Raw genomic sequence first — 15,462 nt, forward strand, 5'->3', positions numbered from 1 at the left:
AGCCTAGGTTAGAACCTGCCTGAAATCGGCGGATGGTAAATGATCTGTACGTGAGTCCCAGCCGGGTCTGCACAGTAAAAACTACGCGCACCGTCGCGGTGGGTCTTGGGCGGCATGAGTATCTTGACGCCATGGGCAACGAAATGAGCGTGCCATTCATCGACCAATTCAAGATCACTGATAATGAATCCAATGTGATCAAGGCGCTGCTTGCCTTCTGGTGCGTCATGGCTACGATGCAAGGCCAGGTTGTCATTGCCCGAAGTCAGGTAGTAATTGTCAGGGTCAGGCTGCCACTCAACTTGCATCCCGATGAGGTCGACATAGAAATGCAGGCAGGCCTCGATATCCTGCACAAACAGGGCCACATGGCGCAGCCCCTGCATGCCTTGTGGTCGGCTCAAAGTTCAGCCTCACGGATTTCAAAATCGTGGGTAATCTCAGCAGCCTTGCCCAGCATAATGGAAGCTGAGCAATATTTCTCAGCGGAAAGCTTCACGGCACGTTCGACCTGGACTGGATTCAAACTCTTGCCAGTCACGACAAAATGCACATGTATCTTGGTGAACACCTTGGGAATCTCATCAGCACGTTCAGCGCTGATCTCAGCCTCGCAATCCGTTACCGGCTGACGCGACTTTTTGAGGATGGTGACCACATCAAAAGAGGTACAAGCCCCCATGCCAATCAGCAGCATCTCCATCGGACGCATGCCGAGATTACGACCACCCGCATCGGGTGCACCGTCGAGCACAACGGCATGACCAGTCTCGGATTCGCCCATGAAACAGACATTCTCAATCCACTTAACACGTGCTTTCATTTTTTGACTCTTGATCCACTCATCATGGTAGATAAATCCGGCACCTGGCTTTCGGCACAGGTGCCGCGCAAGGAAGCTTACTTAACGCCGAGTAGCTCTACATCAAATACCAGCGTTGCATTCGGTGGGATCACGCCACCAGCGCCGCGTGCGCCATAGCCATATTCTGGCGGGATAACCAGGGTGCGCTTGCCGCCCACTTTCATGCCAGCAAAGCCTTCATCCCAGCCGCGAATGACTTGGCCACCGCCAAGATAGAATACAAAGGGTTCACGACGGTCAACGGAGCTGTCGAACTTGGCACCCTTGCCATCAGGCTTGCTGGGATCATAGAGCCAGCCTGTGTAGTGCACGGTGACATTAAGGCCAGCCTCAGCTTCGCGGCCTTCGCCCACTTGGGTATCGATTTTCTGCAATTCGGTGATTTTGTCGCTCATTACGATTTTTTCCTTGTCACTATTGGTATCGGCTGAACAGCCACTCATGGCGAGCATGGCCAGCACGAATGCGCTTGCCAGCATGGCAATTGGTTTCATGGATTTCTCCGATCACGGGTTTACAACAACAACGCATCAGCCAAAGACAGGCGTTTATACGCTGCGCGAAGCCAGTATCATACCTAGATTATTCCAGCCTGTGCGGATCAGGGCTGTTGGTAAATCCAGTCAATCAGAGCATCTTGTGCAGCACGCGAAGCACTGGCCTTGGGATCGTTAACCATGATGACCGACACCCAGCGCCGCCCCCGATTATCGTGAACATAGCCTGCCAGCGCACTCACGCCATTGATCGTCCCTGTTTTCAGGTGTGCACTACCCCGTGCCTGACTGTTACGCAAGCGGTTAGCCATGGTGCCATCAACAGAGGGAATCGGCAGGGCAGAGAGATATTCCGGCATCACCGGGCTAGCATAGGCTGCCAGCAGGAAAGCGGCCATATGCTTGGCGCTGATCTGTTCATTGCGCGAAAGCCCGGAACCATTTTCCAGTACTAGCTCCGGAAAATGCAGACCTTTGCTGGCAAGCCAGGCGCGAATGGCATGGATGCCATCCACCTCGGTAGCAGGGCTAGCCACCCGCTCTGCCGCAATGGTCAGGAATAATTGCCTCACCATGAGGTTGTTGCTGTATTTGTTGATGGTACGAATGATTTCTGACAATGGCTGCGAATCATGCGTGAGCAGGTGTGCTGCGCCTTCCGGCAGCACACCATAGCGCCATTTACCCTTAAACTTGCCCCCGAGTGACTGCCAGTGGTTGCGGAATAACGCATAGGCGTAAGGGCCGTCTTCCAGCACATTCAACTCCAGCGTCTTGCTACGGCAAGCCTGGGGAAAGTCACCCGTGAAGGTGACGTTTACCTCGTCGCCTATTGGCTCCACCATGAACTGCACCCGGTTTTTCCAGTCTCCGCAGTCACCGCGCACCAGCTTTAATTGATTGTGGATGTGAATCTCAGGTAGCTCAGGGTCAGACTCGACCTTGAGCTTGCCCTCCTCAACCAGAAAGTAAAACGAGGTTGACTTGATATTGACGGCAAAAGCATTGGGGATAGCGTTGTACGGCGCATGTGGCTTATCGTCAAACTCAGCCGCATCGTGGAAGCGCCGGGCAAAATAGTCGGCATCCAGCACAATATCACCGTGAATATCTTCTACACCCGCCAGCCGCAGGTCTTCCAGCATAGCGCGCATATCAGCTGCCAGCAGGTAGGGGTCGCCGCGCCCCTGGATGATGAGGTTGCCATGCAATACGCCATTCTCTAGCCTGCCATCATGATAAAGCCCGGTACGCCAGCGATAAGCCGGTCCGAGTAGCTCCAGCCCGGCATAAGTGCTCAACAACTTCATGGTGGATGCCGTCTTCATCGGCCGATCACTGTGATGATCCACCAGCGGAGCTGACTGGTCGACACGCTGTACATACACAGCCACGTTTTCTTCGGCGATGCCATTCTTACGCAGCAAATCACTGACAGGCTCCGGCAAGGCGGCATGGGACACCATGCTAGCCACCATCAGCAAGCTGAACAGCCACCACCTCATATCGTTTCCTTGAGCGCGTGCAGGGTTTGTTCCAGCATCCAATCCATCTCCGCTTCACTGATAACATACGGTGGCATGAAATACACGGTATTGCCTACCGGGCGCAACAACAGACCCCGCTGCAACGCCGCTTGATAGAAGCGCTGCTGAAAGCCAGGTTGGCTGGGGGCGACATCAAAAGCCCAGATCATGCCGAGGTTGCGTAAATGCGCCACTGGCAGATCAGCCAGGACAGCCAGCTTGTAGTTGAGGTATTCGGTTTTGCTGCGATTGCTGTTGAGCACGTCCTGCTGCGCAAAAATCTCCAGGGTTGCCAAGGCCGCGCTACATGCCAGCGCATTACCGGTATAGCTATGCGAATGCAGGAAACCACGCGTGACGTTGTCATCATAAAAGGCTGCGTATATCTCATCCGTGGTCTGCACGACAGAAAGTGGCAGATAACCGCCAGTAATCCCCTTGGAAAGGCAGATAAAATCAGGCCTGATACTCGCCTGCTCAGTCGCGAACATGCTGCCAGTGCGTCCAAATCCCACGGCAATTTCATCGGCAACTAGATGTACTTGGTAACGATCACATATGCCACGTAATTGTTGCAGATAAGCCGGATGGTACATCGCCATGCCTGTAGCACACTGCACCAATGGCTCCACGATCACTGCGGCAAGCTCGTCATGATGACGGGCAATATACTCCTCGGCAAAGCGAGCGCAACGCAAGGCGTATTGCTCAGCACTTTCCCCCGCCTCGGCAAGACGCCAATCCGGGCTCGGCAAGGTCACGGATTCCCGCAACAAGGGCGCATAGGTATCCTTGAACAAGGCAACATCAGTGACTGACAAGGAACCCAGGGTTTCACCATGGTAGCCATTCTGCAAACTGAGAAAGCGGGTCTTGCCAAGCTGGCCGCGATTGCGCCAGTAATGAAAACTCATTTTCAGCGCGATTTCGGTGGCCGATGCACCATCAGAAGCATAGAAACTATGCCCCAACCCGGTCAAGATCGATAACTGCTCAGAAAGCCGCACCACAGGCTCATGGGTAAATCCGGCCAGGATCACATGCTCAAGTTGCTCAAGTTGCGCAGTGATGGCTTGCTTGATATAGGGGTGATTATGCCCAAACAGGTTAACCCACCAGGAACTCACGCCATCCAGGTAGCGCTTGCCATCGAAATCCTCCAGCCAGACACCTTCGCCACGCTTGATCGGCACCAGAGGCAGCATTTCATGCTGCTTCATCTGCGTGCAAGGGTGCCAGACAGATGCCAGGCTGCGTTGCAACAGCGATGTATTACTGATGCTCATGCGCTTTAATGCAGAACGTAAGGTGCCGCCTCATCTGCCAGCACGATGCGATCCGTTGACAGCCCCAAATCCCATGCAGCTTCCTGTGTCGCCAACTGCAACATGCTGCTCAAGGCATGGCTCAACTCCGCGGTCAGCGCAATGCTATACGTCTCACCAGCCTGGCTATGCAATTCCAGCATGGATTCCGTATGATCCATATGCACCAGCTTGCATTCGGTAATCAGTACCGGAGGCTCGGCATGTGCCGACTTGAGGTCATGATAGGCACCTGAAAGATTGAAGCCTTGCATGACCGGCATACTCACGTCTTCCTGGTTGAAATGTTCCAGCAACTCTTCAGCCGTCACAGCCAAGGTGTCATGCATGGGTACAGGCGATAACTCACTATCCTGCAACAAGCCCCACAACACGCGCACGATACGACGCGTCAACCAAGCATTGAGCTCCGACTCCTCGCCCAAGCTGGCCTTGAGCAACATGCGATCCTGATGGCCGCTATAGCTCAAATGCAACTGATGAATAGCCATATCCGCGAACTCTTCCGACATCCAACCACTCCTGCACAACAATTCATTAAGATCGTGATTATAAAGTACTCAGGCATTCTTTACCTGATCAACCACTGCAACAGCACCCTCCTATTTCTCCCAGACTCCTGCTCAGACAAGGGCTGCAGCCCAAGCAAAAAATACTGTTTGCAAAATGATCAGCCCATGCGTAGGATGCCACCACATTACAAACTGATGAATTCATCATTAGTTCAGTGAACCAAACACAAAAGCCTCTCTCTAAGTGAGCACTATGGTAAATAAACTCAATCCTTCAGCTGTGCAAATGAGACTGTTCCTCGTATCAGTCATCTTTGCATTGATTGGATTGACGAACCATCTCATCCACTCCACCGACAATTGGTACATTGGCGATACTGAGCCGGTCCAAGTTTCTGTCATCGAGTCGATTACTGGAGGTGGCGAGCCACCTACCGCGCTGGACCTTACCCTCACCGGGCTGCTTTTCACCGCATTGTTGCTGGCAACCACGCTGCCTTACTCTTGGGCACCTGTCAGCAGCGATCATGCCTACCGTCTACTTTTCTCCAACCACGCAAGACCCCGCGACCCGCCTGCCCAGGCTTAATCCGTGTTTGTTCAGCACCCTTGCTGATGATGGATGCTGTTTTGCAGCCCAGCAACAGGATACAAGCCTGGTATAGCCTAAGCCTGTAAAACATCCTCCCGACGCCAAAGCTCCGTCCTAAAGAAACATGCCTGTCATGATTCCTTAAGCGGCTTCGTGCGCCCAGCGCCAGACTTCTGGCCAGTCATCCACCTGTGTTCTGAACCAGCACATCCCAGAATACCCCGCACCAGTTCTGCAGTCTCGCCACATGACACGTACTGATCAAGCTGAGCAGGATATTCGCCCCGGAAGAAAAGTAGCTCTCCATTTTCACCAATTGGCTAAGCATGAATCCTATGATCAAAAAAATCTCTGTTGCCCTAGGCATCATGGCAGTGCTCTTGAGCGGCTGCCATCAAGTTGAAACCAACGAACACCAGGAATTACTCAAACTCAAGGTGACCTCGCCATTACGCAAGGACACCAACATTGTGAAGGAGTACGTTTCACAGATTCATGCCATTCGGCATATTGAAGTCCGCGCCCTGGAACGTGGCTATCTGCAAGATACGTTTGTCGATGAAGGTCAACAGGTCAACAAGGGCCAACCTATGTTCAGGATCATGCCCAACCTCTACCAGGCCGACCTGCAAAAAGCCAAGGCCGAGGCCAACATGACCAAGATCGAGTATGACAACACCAAGGCCCTGGCAGATAAAAATATCGTCTCGCCCAATGAACTGGCGCTGGCAAAAGCAAAGCTGGACAAGGCCAACGCCGAGGTTAATGTCGCGAACACCCATCTTGGATTCACCAACATCAACGCCCCGTTCACCGGCATCATGGATCACCTGGAAGCGAGAAACGGCAGCCTGCTGGATGAAGGCGACCTGCTGACCACGCTCTCGGATATCAGCAAGATGTGGGTGTATTTCAACGTGCCTGAATCCGAATATCTCGACTACATGCAGAGCAAGAAGAACCCTTCGCAAGAACGGGAAAAGGTAAAGCTGAAAATGGCGAATGGCGAGGTGTTTGATCAGGAAGGCGTGATCGAGACCATTGAGGCCGATTTCGACAACAAGACCGGCAATATCGCTTTCCGCGCCAGCTTCCCCAACCCCAACAAGATTCTGCGCCATGGCCAGACCGGCAACATCCTCATGAGCATTCCCTACAAGGATGCCTTGTTGATCCCGCAGAAAGCCACGTTCGAGATTCTCGACAAGGTCTATGTCTACGTCATCAGCAAGGACAACAAGGTTGAGCAACGACTCGTCAATATCGACGGGGAACTGCCTCACCTTTACATCGTGAAAGATGGCCTGGAAGAAGGCGACAAGATCCTGGTCGAAGGCCTGCGCAAGGTACACAACGGTCAAGAGATTGCAGTCGATTTCATCGCCCCTGACAAAGCCATGTCAGACCTCAGCCTTTACGCTGAATAACCCACTCAGGTGACGAGATAAATGCTGAATATCTTTATTAAAAGACCGGTCATGGCGATTGTGCTATCGCTATTGATCGTATTCATGGGGTTCTTGTCGATCAAGTCCCTGCCTACTTCACAGTTTCCTGACATTGCGCCACCACGCGTGATCGTGTCTCTGGCCTATCCTGGCGCCAGTGCCGATGTGCTGGTGCAATCCTCGCTCATCACGATTGAACGCGCGATCAACGGCGTGCCGGGGATGAAATACATCGTCTCCGATGCCACCAGTGCCGGCGAAGCCACGATCCAGGTGATTTTTGACTTGGGCGTTGACCCTAACCAGGCCATGATCAACGTCAAGACCCGTATCGACCAGGTCATGAGCCGTTTGCCGCAACTGGTGCAGATGGAAGGCGTGGTAGTCGAGCGCGTACAGCCCAGCATGCTGATGTACGTCAACCTCTTCAGCAAGGATAAGAATGCTGACGAGAAATTCCTCTTCAACTATGCCAACGTCAACATCATCCCGGAAATCCAACGCGTCAACGGTATTGCCCAAGCCAAGATCCTCGGTAGCCGCCAGTATGCGATGCGTATCTGGCTCAACCCGGAGCGCATGCGCGCCTACAACGTCTCGACCGAAGAAGTCATGGAGGCAATCAACAGCCAGAGCGTGATTGGCCGCCCGGGCCGCTTGGGCCAAAGTTCAGGTATCAGCGCTCAATCCAAGGAATACGTGTTGATCTACAAGGGCCGCTATAACAAGCCCGAAGAGTACGAAGACATCATCATCCGCGCCAACTCCGAAGGCGAAATCCTGCATCTCAAGGACATCGCCAAGGTCGAGTTGAACAGTGAGTTCTACGACATTTACTCGAACAAGGACGGCTATCCCTCTGCCGCCATCGTGCTCAAGCAGAACTATGGCAGCAATGCGACGGAAGTGATTGAGCATGTGAAGGAAAGAATGCAGGAGCTGAAAGCATCCTTCCCCGAAGGCATGGATTATGAAGTCAACTATGACGTATCCAAGTTCCTGGATGCCTCTATCGAAAAGGTGATCCATACCCTGATCGAGGCATTTGTCCTGGTAGCCCTGGTGGTATTTATCTTCCTGGGCGACTGGCGTTCTACCCTGATCCCGATCCTGGCAGTACCGGTGTCGTTGATCGGTACCTTCTCCGTGATGCAGATGTTCGGGATTTCCATCAACCTGATCACCCTGTTTGCGCTGGTGCTGGCGATCGGTATCGTGGTGGATAACGCCATCGTGGTCGTGGAAGCCGTCCATGCCAAGATGGAAACCGAGCATTTGACTCCCTATAAAGCTACCCAACAGGTGCTGGGGGAGATCGGTGGTGCGATTGTCGCCATTACCCTGGTGATGACCGCTGTGTTCGTACCCGTGGCCTTCATGACTGGGCCGGTGGGCGTGTTCTACCGTCAGTTTTCCATCACCATGGCGGCTTCCATCATCATCTCCGGTATCGTTGCCCTGTCGCTGACCCCAGTGCTGTGCGCCATGCTGCTGAAGAACAACCACGGCCAGCCCAAGCGCAAGACGCCTATCAGCATATTCATCAACGCCTTCAACCATGTGTTCGAGAAGGTGACTGGACGTTACACCAAGCTGCTTGAGCTCGTGGTGACACGACGCATCGTTACCTTCCTGCTGCTGGCAGCCTTTGCAGGCGGTACTTTCCTGGTCAACAAGACGCTGCCAGCCGGCTTCATCCCTGGCGAAGATCAGGGCATGGTGTATGCGATTATCCAGACGCCGCCTGGCTCCACACTGGAAGTGACCAACAAGATCGCACGGCAGTTGCAGGCTGTTGCCTCCAAGGTGGATGGCGTGCAGTCGGTATCTTCACTGGCAGGTTATGAAGTGCTGACCGAGGGCCGTGGTTCCAATGCCGGTACTTGTATTATCAACCTCAAGGATTGGTCACAGCGTTCACGCTCGGTGCATGACGTGATCGAGGAGCTGGAAGAAAAAACCAAGGACTTCGGTGCCGTCGTCGAATTCTTCGAGCCTCCAGCAGTGCCTGGTTATGGTGCAGCATCCGGCCTGGCGTTGCGTCTGCTCGACAAGACCGATAACACCGACTACCACGAGTTCGACAAGATCAATCAGGATTTCATGAAGGCACTGGCCAAGCGTAAAGAACTCACCGGCCTGTTCACCTTCTATGCCGCGAACTATCCGCAGTATGAAATCCAGATCGACAACAAGCTCGCCATGCAGAAGAAAGTGTCAATCGCCAAGGCGATGGATAACCTGGATATCCTGATCGGCAGTACCTACGAACAGGGCTTTATCCGCTTCAACAACTTCTTCAAGGTCTATACCCAGGCAGGTCCCGAGTTCCGCCGTTATCCGACGGACATCCTCAACTACTACGTGAAGAATGAGGAAGGCGAAATGGTGCCCTACTCTGCCTTCATGAAGCTGAAGAAGATGCAGGGCCCGAACGAGATCACGCGTTACAACCTCTACAACTCAGCCACTATCCGCGCCATGCCTGCTGCAGGCTACACCACGGATGACGCCATCAAGGCCGTGGAACAAGTGGCCAAGGCTACCCTGCCACACGGCTACGACATTGGCTGGGAAGGCTTGTCCTTCGACGAGGCCAGCCGTGGTAACGAAGCCATCATCATCTTTGGTGTCGTGCTGGTGTTCGTTTACATGGTGCTGGCGGCGCAATATGAAAGCTTCATCCTGCCGCTGGTCGTCGTGCTGTCGCTGCCTGCCGGCGTGTTCGGTTCATTCTTCCTGCTCAAGGCATTAGGGCTTGCCAACGACATCTATGCCCAGGTCGGGCTGGTGATGCTGGTCGGCCTGCTGGGGAAGAACGCGGTGCTGATCGTGGAATATGCCGTGCAGAAACATGCACAAGGCCTGTCGATCAAGGATGCCGCGATCGAGAGTGCACGCGTGCGTTTCCGCCCCATCCTCATGACCTCGTTTGCCTTCATTGCCGGCCTGATCCCGCTTGTCATCGCGACAGGTGCGGGCGCGGTAGGCAATCGCACCATCGGCAGCTCGGCGCTGGGCGGCATGCTGTTCGGCACCATCTTCGGGGTCATTCTCATCCCTGGCCTGTACTACATCTTTGCCAAGCTTTCCGACGGCAAGTCGATGATCAGGAATGAAGAGTTTGAGCCTTTAACTGAAATCTATCACTACAGTAAAAACGATGATGACCAAGAATAAAGCCATTCAACTTGCCGTGTTGGGAGCCCTGGCGCTGATGATGCAGGCATGCGCCATCCCAACGATCACGAAAAAAGAGCCGCAGGTTGCACTGCCTGAGCATTACACCACTAGTGATGCCAGCGCCAGCAGCAGCGCCAATGTCAACTGGAAGGAGTTCTTCGAAGACCAGCACCTGGCAACACTGATAGACACGGCCATTGCCAACAACAAGGAGATCAACATTCTCATGCAGCGCATCAGCGTTGCCGAGAACGAGATTCTGGCGAGGAAAGGCGAATACCTGCCATCGGTTGGCATAGGGGCAACCGCTGAAAGCGAGAAGACTGCACGCTACACCCGCAACGGCGCCATTGAGGAAGGACTGGATATCAAGGAAGGCAAGCACTTCCCCAAATATTTTGGCAACTACCAGTTTGGCCTGGTTGCCTCTTGGGAGCTGGATGTCTGGAAGAAGCTGCGCAATGCCACCAAGGTTGCCACCATGGAATATATGGCGACAGTGGAGGGTAAGCACTTCCTTGTCACCAACCTAGTCGCGGAAGTCGCCAACTCTTATTACGAGCTGCTCGCTCTGGATAACGAGCTGGAGAATCTCGACAAAAATATCGAGATTCAGCAACACGCGCTCGACGTGGTCAGGGAGCTACAGCAATATGCCCGCACCACATCGCTGGCGGTGAAACGCTTCGAAGCCGAGGTGAACAAGAACCAGAGCCAACGCTTCGAGGTAAAGCAGAAGATCGTCGAAACGGAGAACCGTCTCAACTTCCTGCTGGGCCGCACACCGCAACCGATCGAACGGGCCTCAGCAGGCTTCATGGGTATTAAGCCTAAGATGCTGGCTGTCGGCATTCCATCGCAATTGCTGGAAAACCGTCCTGATATCCGTCAAGCGCAGCTAGAGCTGGAAGCTGCCAAGCTGAATATCGAGGTAGCCAAGGCGAACTTCTATCCGTCCTTCGCCCTCAAGGCTGGGCTAGGCTTCCAGGCCTTCAATCCGCGCTACCTGCTGAACATGCCAGAGTCGATTGCCGGATCGCTCGGTGGCGACCTGATTGCGCCGCTGGTCAACCGCAACGCCATTATCGCCACTTACAAGAATGCCAGTGCCGAGCAAATCAAGGCAGCGTTCGAGTATGAGCAAACCATCATCAATGCTTATGGCGAAGTGGCCACGCAGTTATCGAATCTGGACAACCTCGACAAGAACTACCAGTTGAAAAACAACCAGGTCGACACCCTGACCAGCTCTATCGAAATCTCCAATCAGCTCTTTAAATCCGCACGTGCTGACTACATGGAAGTGCTGCTCACACAGCGCGATGCGCTGGAAGCCAAGATGGACCTGATTGAGACCAAGCAGAAGCAGATTTCCGCAATGATCAACTTATACAGGGCGTTGGGAGGTGGCTGGCAATAAAAACTATCAACTGTACTGCAAAGCAACTATCAATTTTAATTATATGATTCTTAGGAGATTTACCATGAAACAGGCAATTTCAATTCTGACTTTCGCATTGTTGGCTTCTTCCGCCATGTTTGCACAAGCACAAGACGGCAACACCGTGCTCAATGGCCAAGTACTGGCCGCTGCTAATATCAGCCCGCTCAATAGCACATTTGATGCACGCATCGCCGAAACCAAGGCTGTTGCCAGCACCAAGGATGTTGCGGTCATCACCAACAACCGCCCCCATCCAAAGTACGGCTTCAACATGAATCGCATCAACACATCTGCTGAGCGTGCAGATCGCAACTTAGGCAAGCACTTCGTTTACGTCACACACCCCAAATATGGCTTTCAGGTCAAACGCTACGTAGGCTAAGCATTCAATGATTCAAGGGCGACAGTAAAAAAGCTCGAAAACTCTGCACACTAGGCCCGACCTGTTATCAGGTTGGGCTATTTTTTGTAGTGATGTGGAATCAAGTTAAGCCGTCAGCAATGCCCCGCAATTCACCATCTTGCTAACGCTGGATAGACTGCAACACTGCACTCAGGACACCAGGAAATTTCTGCTCGATCTCGGCGAGTCGTAGCGAATTCAAATGCTCCTTGCCATCAATGATGGTTTCCACCAAACCCGCAGCACGCAATATTTTGAAATGATGGGACATACTGGATTTTGGCCGGTTCATATCCAACTCACCACAAGTCATCTGCCGCCCAGCCTGTGCCAGGCATGCAACGATCTCCAGACGAGCGGGATCAGATAGCGCATACATGAGTTCGGTGAGCTCTATCTGTTCAATCGGTGGGTGTTTAATTTGCCTCATGGACAAAATTTATCATAGCCATTAATATGTTTCCATAGTTCGAATATATTGGAACTATGGAAACATCCCGAATAATATTAAGGGAAATGCTTGCACCATATCCACCAATCGTCAGTAGCGAGGGAATCACAATGGCAAACTTATTTTCTCCATTTCAACTAAAAGGTGTTGCATTAAAGAACCGCATCGCCATACCCCCAATGTGCCAATACATGGCCATTGATGGCGTTGCCAATAATTGGCACCAAGTGCATTACACCTCGCTTGCACGGGGCGGAAGCGGGTTAATCATCGTCGAGGCAACAGCTGTTGCCCCTGAAGGCCGCATCACCCCGCACTGCCTTGGCATTTGGAACGATACACAGGCAGAGCAGCTCCAGGCGATTGCCGCAGCCATCAAGGCCTCAGGGGCGGTACCAGGCATCCAGATTGCTCATGCTGGTCGCAAGGCCAGTGCCAATATCCCATGGGAAGGCGATGACCATATCCCAGAGGGCGATACACGCGGCTGGCAACCTATCGCGCCTTCAGCCCTGGCATTTGGCGGCTTGCTGCCTCGCATTCCCACTGCCATGACCATTGCCGACATTCAACGAGTACAGCAGGATTTTGTCGCGGCTGCACGTCGCGCCTTGGATGCAGGTTTCGAATGGCTGGAATTGCACTTCGCCCATGGCTACCTGGCACAAAGCTTTACCTCAGCCCACTCCAACCTGCGTACTGATGAATATGGTGGCAACCTTGAGAACAGGGGCCGCTTCACGCGCGAAACCCTGGCCGCTGTACGTCATGTCTGGCCAGAACACCTGCCACTGACCGCACGATTCGGCGTATTGGAATATGACGGGCAGGACGAACAGACATTGAGTGAATCCATCCAGCTAGTGAATGCTTGGAAACAGCTAGGCCTAGATATGCTCAGCGTCAGCATTGGTTTCAGCACACCCGCAGCACAGATTCCCTGGGGCCCGGCATTCCTTGCCCCCATTGCACAAAGAGTACGCAACGAAACCCAGCTCCCGGTGTCATCCGCATGGGGATTTGGCGCTCCTGATCTCGCAGATCAAGCCATTCGTCATGAGCAACTCGACCTCGCCATGATAGGCCGCGCACATCTCGAGAACCCGAACTGGGCCTATCAGGCAGCCAAAGAGCTAAATCAGGAGAACCCAGCCTGGGTACTACCTCCGCCTTACGCCCATTGGCTGGCACGCTACCACGACCCTAAACAACGCTAAAGCGTTTCCACGCACTCCCTCCAGTATGCATGCAGATCAAGCATCGGCCCATGAAGTGGTGCTTGATCTCACCTTGAGCAAGGTCGTTTGCAACTCAACTCTAGATTCTCATCCATTAGAATCAATAAAACGATAAAGCCTAATCCCCTGCCAGAGAGAATCTGCAGACTACCAAACGGATTGAAGTAACATAGCGCATCCATCAACCGCATTGATTGTTATGACACCCACCCCAGCGCCAGATGACACGCTCGCCCAACTCAAGGCGGGTAAGCTTCAAGGGGCCAAACAGCTCAAATTAAGTAGTCAGTTAACGCAGTTTCCGCCGCAAATTTTCGAATTAGCCGATAGCCTGGAAATTCTAGACTTGTCCGGTAATGCGCTGACTGATTTGCCCAGTGATTTACATCGCCTCAAAAAACTGCGCATTCTTTTTTGCTCAAACAACCAGTTTACGCACCTGCCAGAAGTGCTTGGGCAATGCGAAAACTTAAGCATGATTGGTTTTAAAGCCAACCAGATCACATATATCCCGGAAGAGGCCATCCCTACCCACACCTTGCGCTGGTTTATCGTCACCGATAACGCACTTGGCGCAGTGCCCCATGCCTTGGGTGAGTGCAGCAAGCTGCAAAAACTCATGCTGGCGGGTAACCAGCTCAGCAGCTTGCCTGCCAGCATGGCAAATTGCCACGCCTTGGAGTTATTGCGGATTTCTGCCAACCAGTTTGAGAGCTTGCCGGATTTTTTATTCGATTTACCTAAACTCACCTGGCTGGCTTACGCTGGCAACCCATTTTGCAACGCCATCGAGCAAGCGCTCATCAGCCAGCATCATATACACCACATCGATTGGCAAACCCTCTCCCTGCAGCACGTACTCGGTGAAGGCGCCTCTGGCGTCACCTACCAGGCCTTGATGCAACACGAAAACGCACAAGAGCTTGTGGCAGTAAAGCTCTTTAAGAGCGGCCTCACCAGCGATGGCCTGCCGCGTTGCGAACTGCACGCCAATATATTGGCGGGTGAGCACCCCAATCTAGTCGGTGTCAAAGGCGTGATACACAATCACCCGCAAGGCATCTCAGGCTTGGTCATGCCCCTGCTGGATGCCCATTTGAAAGTGCTGGCAAGCCCCCCCAGCTATAAAAGCTGCTCGCGAGATGTGTATGCAGATGATTGCAGGCTCACGCCCGAACAAGCCCAATTGATTTTACAAGGCGTCACGCAAGCCGCAGAACACCTGCATGCCCATGGCCTCATGCACGGCGATTTATATGCGCATAACATTTTGAGGGGTGCTGAAAAAGTGGTGTTAAGCGATTTGGGTGGCGCCTCTTTTTTACCACTGAATAACCCAGAGCTCACGCAAAAGATACTTAAACTGGAAGCAAGGGCATTAGAGATTTTGTCTGAAGAGTTGGCAGCTGTGGTGAGTAACAGTAGTCTTCGGGCAATGCAGGGATAGTTGGGCCGACTCAGTTGCCAACCTCTGGAGTTAACTTGCAAGAATCTAGAGTTGAGTGACAACCGACAAAAAAATTTCCACCCTTGCACTTGAAAAACCACTATCTCGTCCCTATCATTAGCACTCAATAGGGATGAGTGCTAATTCATTCTTCCCTAGCAACCCAATTTGTAACTAAATCAACGTTAATTCAAGATCTTAGGAGAACTGACTCATGGCAATTCGCCCATTGCAAGACCGCGTTATCGTGAAACGCCTGGAAGAAGAGCGCAAGACCGCATCCGGCATCGTTATCCCTGACTCTGCAACTGAGAAGCCAGATCAAGGTGAAGTGATTGCTGTTGGCCCTGGCAAGAAGGATGACAACGGCAAGGCAATCACTCTTGACGTTAAAGTGGGTGACAAGGTGTTGTTTGGCAAGTATGCAGGTCAAGCCGTTAAGGTAAACGGTGATGAAGTACTGGTACTGCGTGAAGATGACATCCTGGGTGTAGTTGAAGCCTAATTGTTCGCACAACATAGCTCAAACAA

General features: G+C 52.8%; 15 protein-coding genes. 8 read left to right on the forward strand and 7 right to left on the reverse strand.

The window, feature by feature from the left end:
* Positions 1 to 8: 8 nt before the first annotated feature.
* The 6 genes from LG202_RS00750 to LG202_RS00775 form a co-directional block, all read right to left on the reverse strand.
* Positions 9 to 386, reverse strand: a complete 378-nt coding sequence (locus tag LG202_RS00750; RefSeq protein ID WP_230346623.1) for a VOC family protein — start codon at positions 384 to 386, stop codon at positions 9 to 11.
* A 14-nt stretch (positions 387 to 400) separates the two neighbouring features.
* On the reverse strand, positions 401 to 823 hold the full coding sequence (locus LG202_RS00755) for an OsmC family protein (RefSeq protein WP_230346529.1): 423 nt from the start codon (positions 821 to 823) through the stop codon (positions 401 to 403).
* A 77-nt stretch (positions 824 to 900) separates the two neighbouring features.
* The gene (locus LG202_RS00760; protein WP_230346530.1) at positions 901 to 1,359 is read right to left on the reverse strand and encodes an FKBP-type peptidyl-prolyl cis-trans isomerase; all 459 of its coding nucleotides are present in this window, start codon (positions 1,357 to 1,359) and stop codon (positions 901 to 903) included.
* Between the two features lie 107 nt (positions 1,360 to 1,466).
* Positions 1,467 to 2,867: a D-alanyl-D-alanine carboxypeptidase/D-alanyl-D-alanine endopeptidase gene (gene dacB, locus LG202_RS00765; protein WP_230346531.1), complete on the reverse strand. Its 1,401-nt coding sequence runs from the start codon at positions 2,865 to 2,867 to the stop codon at positions 1,467 to 1,469.
* The gene (locus tag LG202_RS00770; protein WP_230346532.1) at positions 2,864 to 4,174 is read right to left on the reverse strand and encodes an adenosylmethionine--8-amino-7-oxononanoate transaminase; all 1,311 of its coding nucleotides are present in this window, start codon (positions 4,172 to 4,174) and stop codon (positions 2,864 to 2,866) included. The genes dacB and LG202_RS00770 overlap by 4 nt, the downstream gene beginning before the upstream one ends.
* A 5-nt stretch (positions 4,175 to 4,179) precedes the next feature.
* A complete protein-coding gene (locus LG202_RS00775; protein WP_230346533.1) occupies positions 4,180 to 4,725 on the reverse strand; it encodes a hypothetical protein in 546 nt (181 codons plus the stop codon).
* A 286-nt stretch (positions 4,726 to 5,011) separates the two neighbouring features.
* Here LG202_RS00775 and LG202_RS00780 point away from each other — a divergent pair, with 286 nt between their 5' ends.
* From LG202_RS00780 to LG202_RS00800, 5 genes are all read left to right on the forward strand, one after another.
* A complete protein-coding gene (locus LG202_RS00780; protein ID WP_230346534.1) occupies positions 5,012 to 5,314 on the forward strand; it encodes a hypothetical protein in 303 nt (100 codons plus the stop codon).
* Positions 5,315 to 5,652: 338 nt separating this feature from the next.
* Positions 5,653 to 6,744, forward strand: a complete 1,092-nt coding sequence (locus tag LG202_RS00785) for an efflux RND transporter periplasmic adaptor subunit (RefSeq protein ID WP_230346535.1) — start codon at positions 5,653 to 5,655, stop codon at positions 6,742 to 6,744.
* 21 nt (positions 6,745 to 6,765) lie between these two features.
* Positions 6,766 to 9,945, forward strand: a complete 3,180-nt coding sequence (locus LG202_RS00790) for an efflux RND transporter permease subunit (RefSeq protein WP_230346536.1) — start codon at positions 6,766 to 6,768, stop codon at positions 9,943 to 9,945.
* On the forward strand, positions 9,929 to 11,368 hold the full coding sequence (locus LG202_RS00795; protein ID WP_230346537.1) for a TolC family protein: 1,440 nt from the start codon (positions 9,929 to 9,931) through the stop codon (positions 11,366 to 11,368). Before LG202_RS00790 ends, LG202_RS00795 begins: the two co-directional genes overlap by 17 nt.
* A gap of 64 nt (positions 11,369 to 11,432) precedes the next feature.
* Positions 11,433 to 11,774 (forward strand): hypothetical protein, encoded by a 342-nt coding sequence (locus LG202_RS00800; protein WP_230346538.1) that lies wholly within the window; start codon positions 11,433 to 11,435, stop codon positions 11,772 to 11,774.
* A 142-nt stretch (positions 11,775 to 11,916) separates the two neighbouring features.
* On the opposite strand, the gene LG202_RS00805 is transcribed toward LG202_RS00800, so the two are convergent.
* A complete protein-coding gene (locus LG202_RS00805; protein WP_230346539.1) occupies positions 11,917 to 12,225 on the reverse strand; it encodes an ArsR/SmtB family transcription factor in 309 nt (102 codons plus the stop codon).
* 131 nt (positions 12,226 to 12,356) lie between these two features.
* On the opposite strand from LG202_RS00805, the gene LG202_RS00810 reads away from it, so the two are divergent.
* The 3 genes from LG202_RS00810 to groES all read left to right on the forward strand — a co-directional run bounded on the left by LG202_RS00810 (position 12,357) and on the right by groES (position 15,436).
* Positions 12,357 to 13,463, forward strand: coding sequence for an NADH:flavin oxidoreductase/NADH oxidase (locus tag LG202_RS00810; protein ID WP_230346540.1), 1,107 nt, complete (start codon positions 12,357 to 12,359; stop codon positions 13,461 to 13,463).
* A gap of 220 nt (positions 13,464 to 13,683) precedes the next feature.
* Positions 13,684 to 14,931, forward strand: a complete 1,248-nt coding sequence (locus tag LG202_RS00815; protein ID WP_230346541.1) for a leucine-rich repeat domain-containing protein — start codon at positions 13,684 to 13,686, stop codon at positions 14,929 to 14,931.
* Between the two features lie 214 nt (positions 14,932 to 15,145).
* Positions 15,146 to 15,436 (forward strand): co-chaperone GroES, encoded by a 291-nt coding sequence (gene groES, locus LG202_RS00820; protein ID WP_230346542.1) that lies wholly within the window; start codon positions 15,146 to 15,148, stop codon positions 15,434 to 15,436.
* Positions 15,437 to 15,462: the final 26 nt, after the last annotated feature.

Source organism: Methylobacillus methanolivorans, from assembly GCF_054588515.1.

Coding starts and splice junctions, on each gene's coding strand:
- dacB (WP_230346531.1), bottom strand. CDS start 2,867: ATGAGGTGGTGGCTGTTCAGCTTGCTGATGGTGGCTAGCATGGTGTCC.
- LG202_RS00760 (WP_230346530.1), bottom strand. CDS start 1,359: ATGAAACCAATTGCCATGCTGGCAAGCGCATTCGTGCTGGCCATGCTC.
- LG202_RS00810 (WP_230346540.1), top strand. CDS start 12,357: ATGGCAAACTTATTTTCTCCATTTCAACTAAAAGGTGTTGCATTAAAG.
- LG202_RS00785 (WP_230346535.1), top strand. CDS start 5,653: ATGATCAAAAAAATCTCTGTTGCCCTAGGCATCATGGCAGTGCTCTTG.
- LG202_RS00800 (WP_230346538.1), top strand. CDS start 11,433: ATGAAACAGGCAATTTCAATTCTGACTTTCGCATTGTTGGCTTCTTCC.
- LG202_RS00795 (WP_230346537.1), top strand. CDS start 9,929: ATGATGACCAAGAATAAAGCCATTCAACTTGCCGTGTTGGGAGCCCTG.
- LG202_RS00775 (WP_230346533.1), bottom strand. CDS start 4,725: ATGTCGGAAGAGTTCGCGGATATGGCTATTCATCAGTTGCATTTGAGC.
- LG202_RS00790 (WP_230346536.1), top strand. CDS start 6,766: ATGCTGAATATCTTTATTAAAAGACCGGTCATGGCGATTGTGCTATCG.
- LG202_RS00750 (WP_230346623.1), bottom strand. CDS start 386: ATGCAGGGGCTGCGCCATGTGGCCCTGTTTGTGCAGGATATCGAGGCC.
- LG202_RS00805 (WP_230346539.1), bottom strand. CDS start 12,225: ATGAGGCAAATTAAACACCCACCGATTGAACAGATAGAGCTCACCGAA.
- LG202_RS00755 (WP_230346529.1), bottom strand. CDS start 823: ATGAAAGCACGTGTTAAGTGGATTGAGAATGTCTGTTTCATGGGCGAA.
- LG202_RS00770 (WP_230346532.1), bottom strand. CDS start 4,174: ATGAGCATCAGTAATACATCGCTGTTGCAACGCAGCCTGGCATCTGTC.
- LG202_RS00815 (WP_230346541.1), top strand. CDS start 13,684: ATGACACCCACCCCAGCGCCAGATGACACGCTCGCCCAACTCAAGGCG.
- groES (WP_230346542.1), top strand. CDS start 15,146: ATGGCAATTCGCCCATTGCAAGACCGCGTTATCGTGAAACGCCTGGAA.
- LG202_RS00780 (WP_230346534.1), top strand. CDS start 5,012: ATGAGACTGTTCCTCGTATCAGTCATCTTTGCATTGATTGGATTGACG.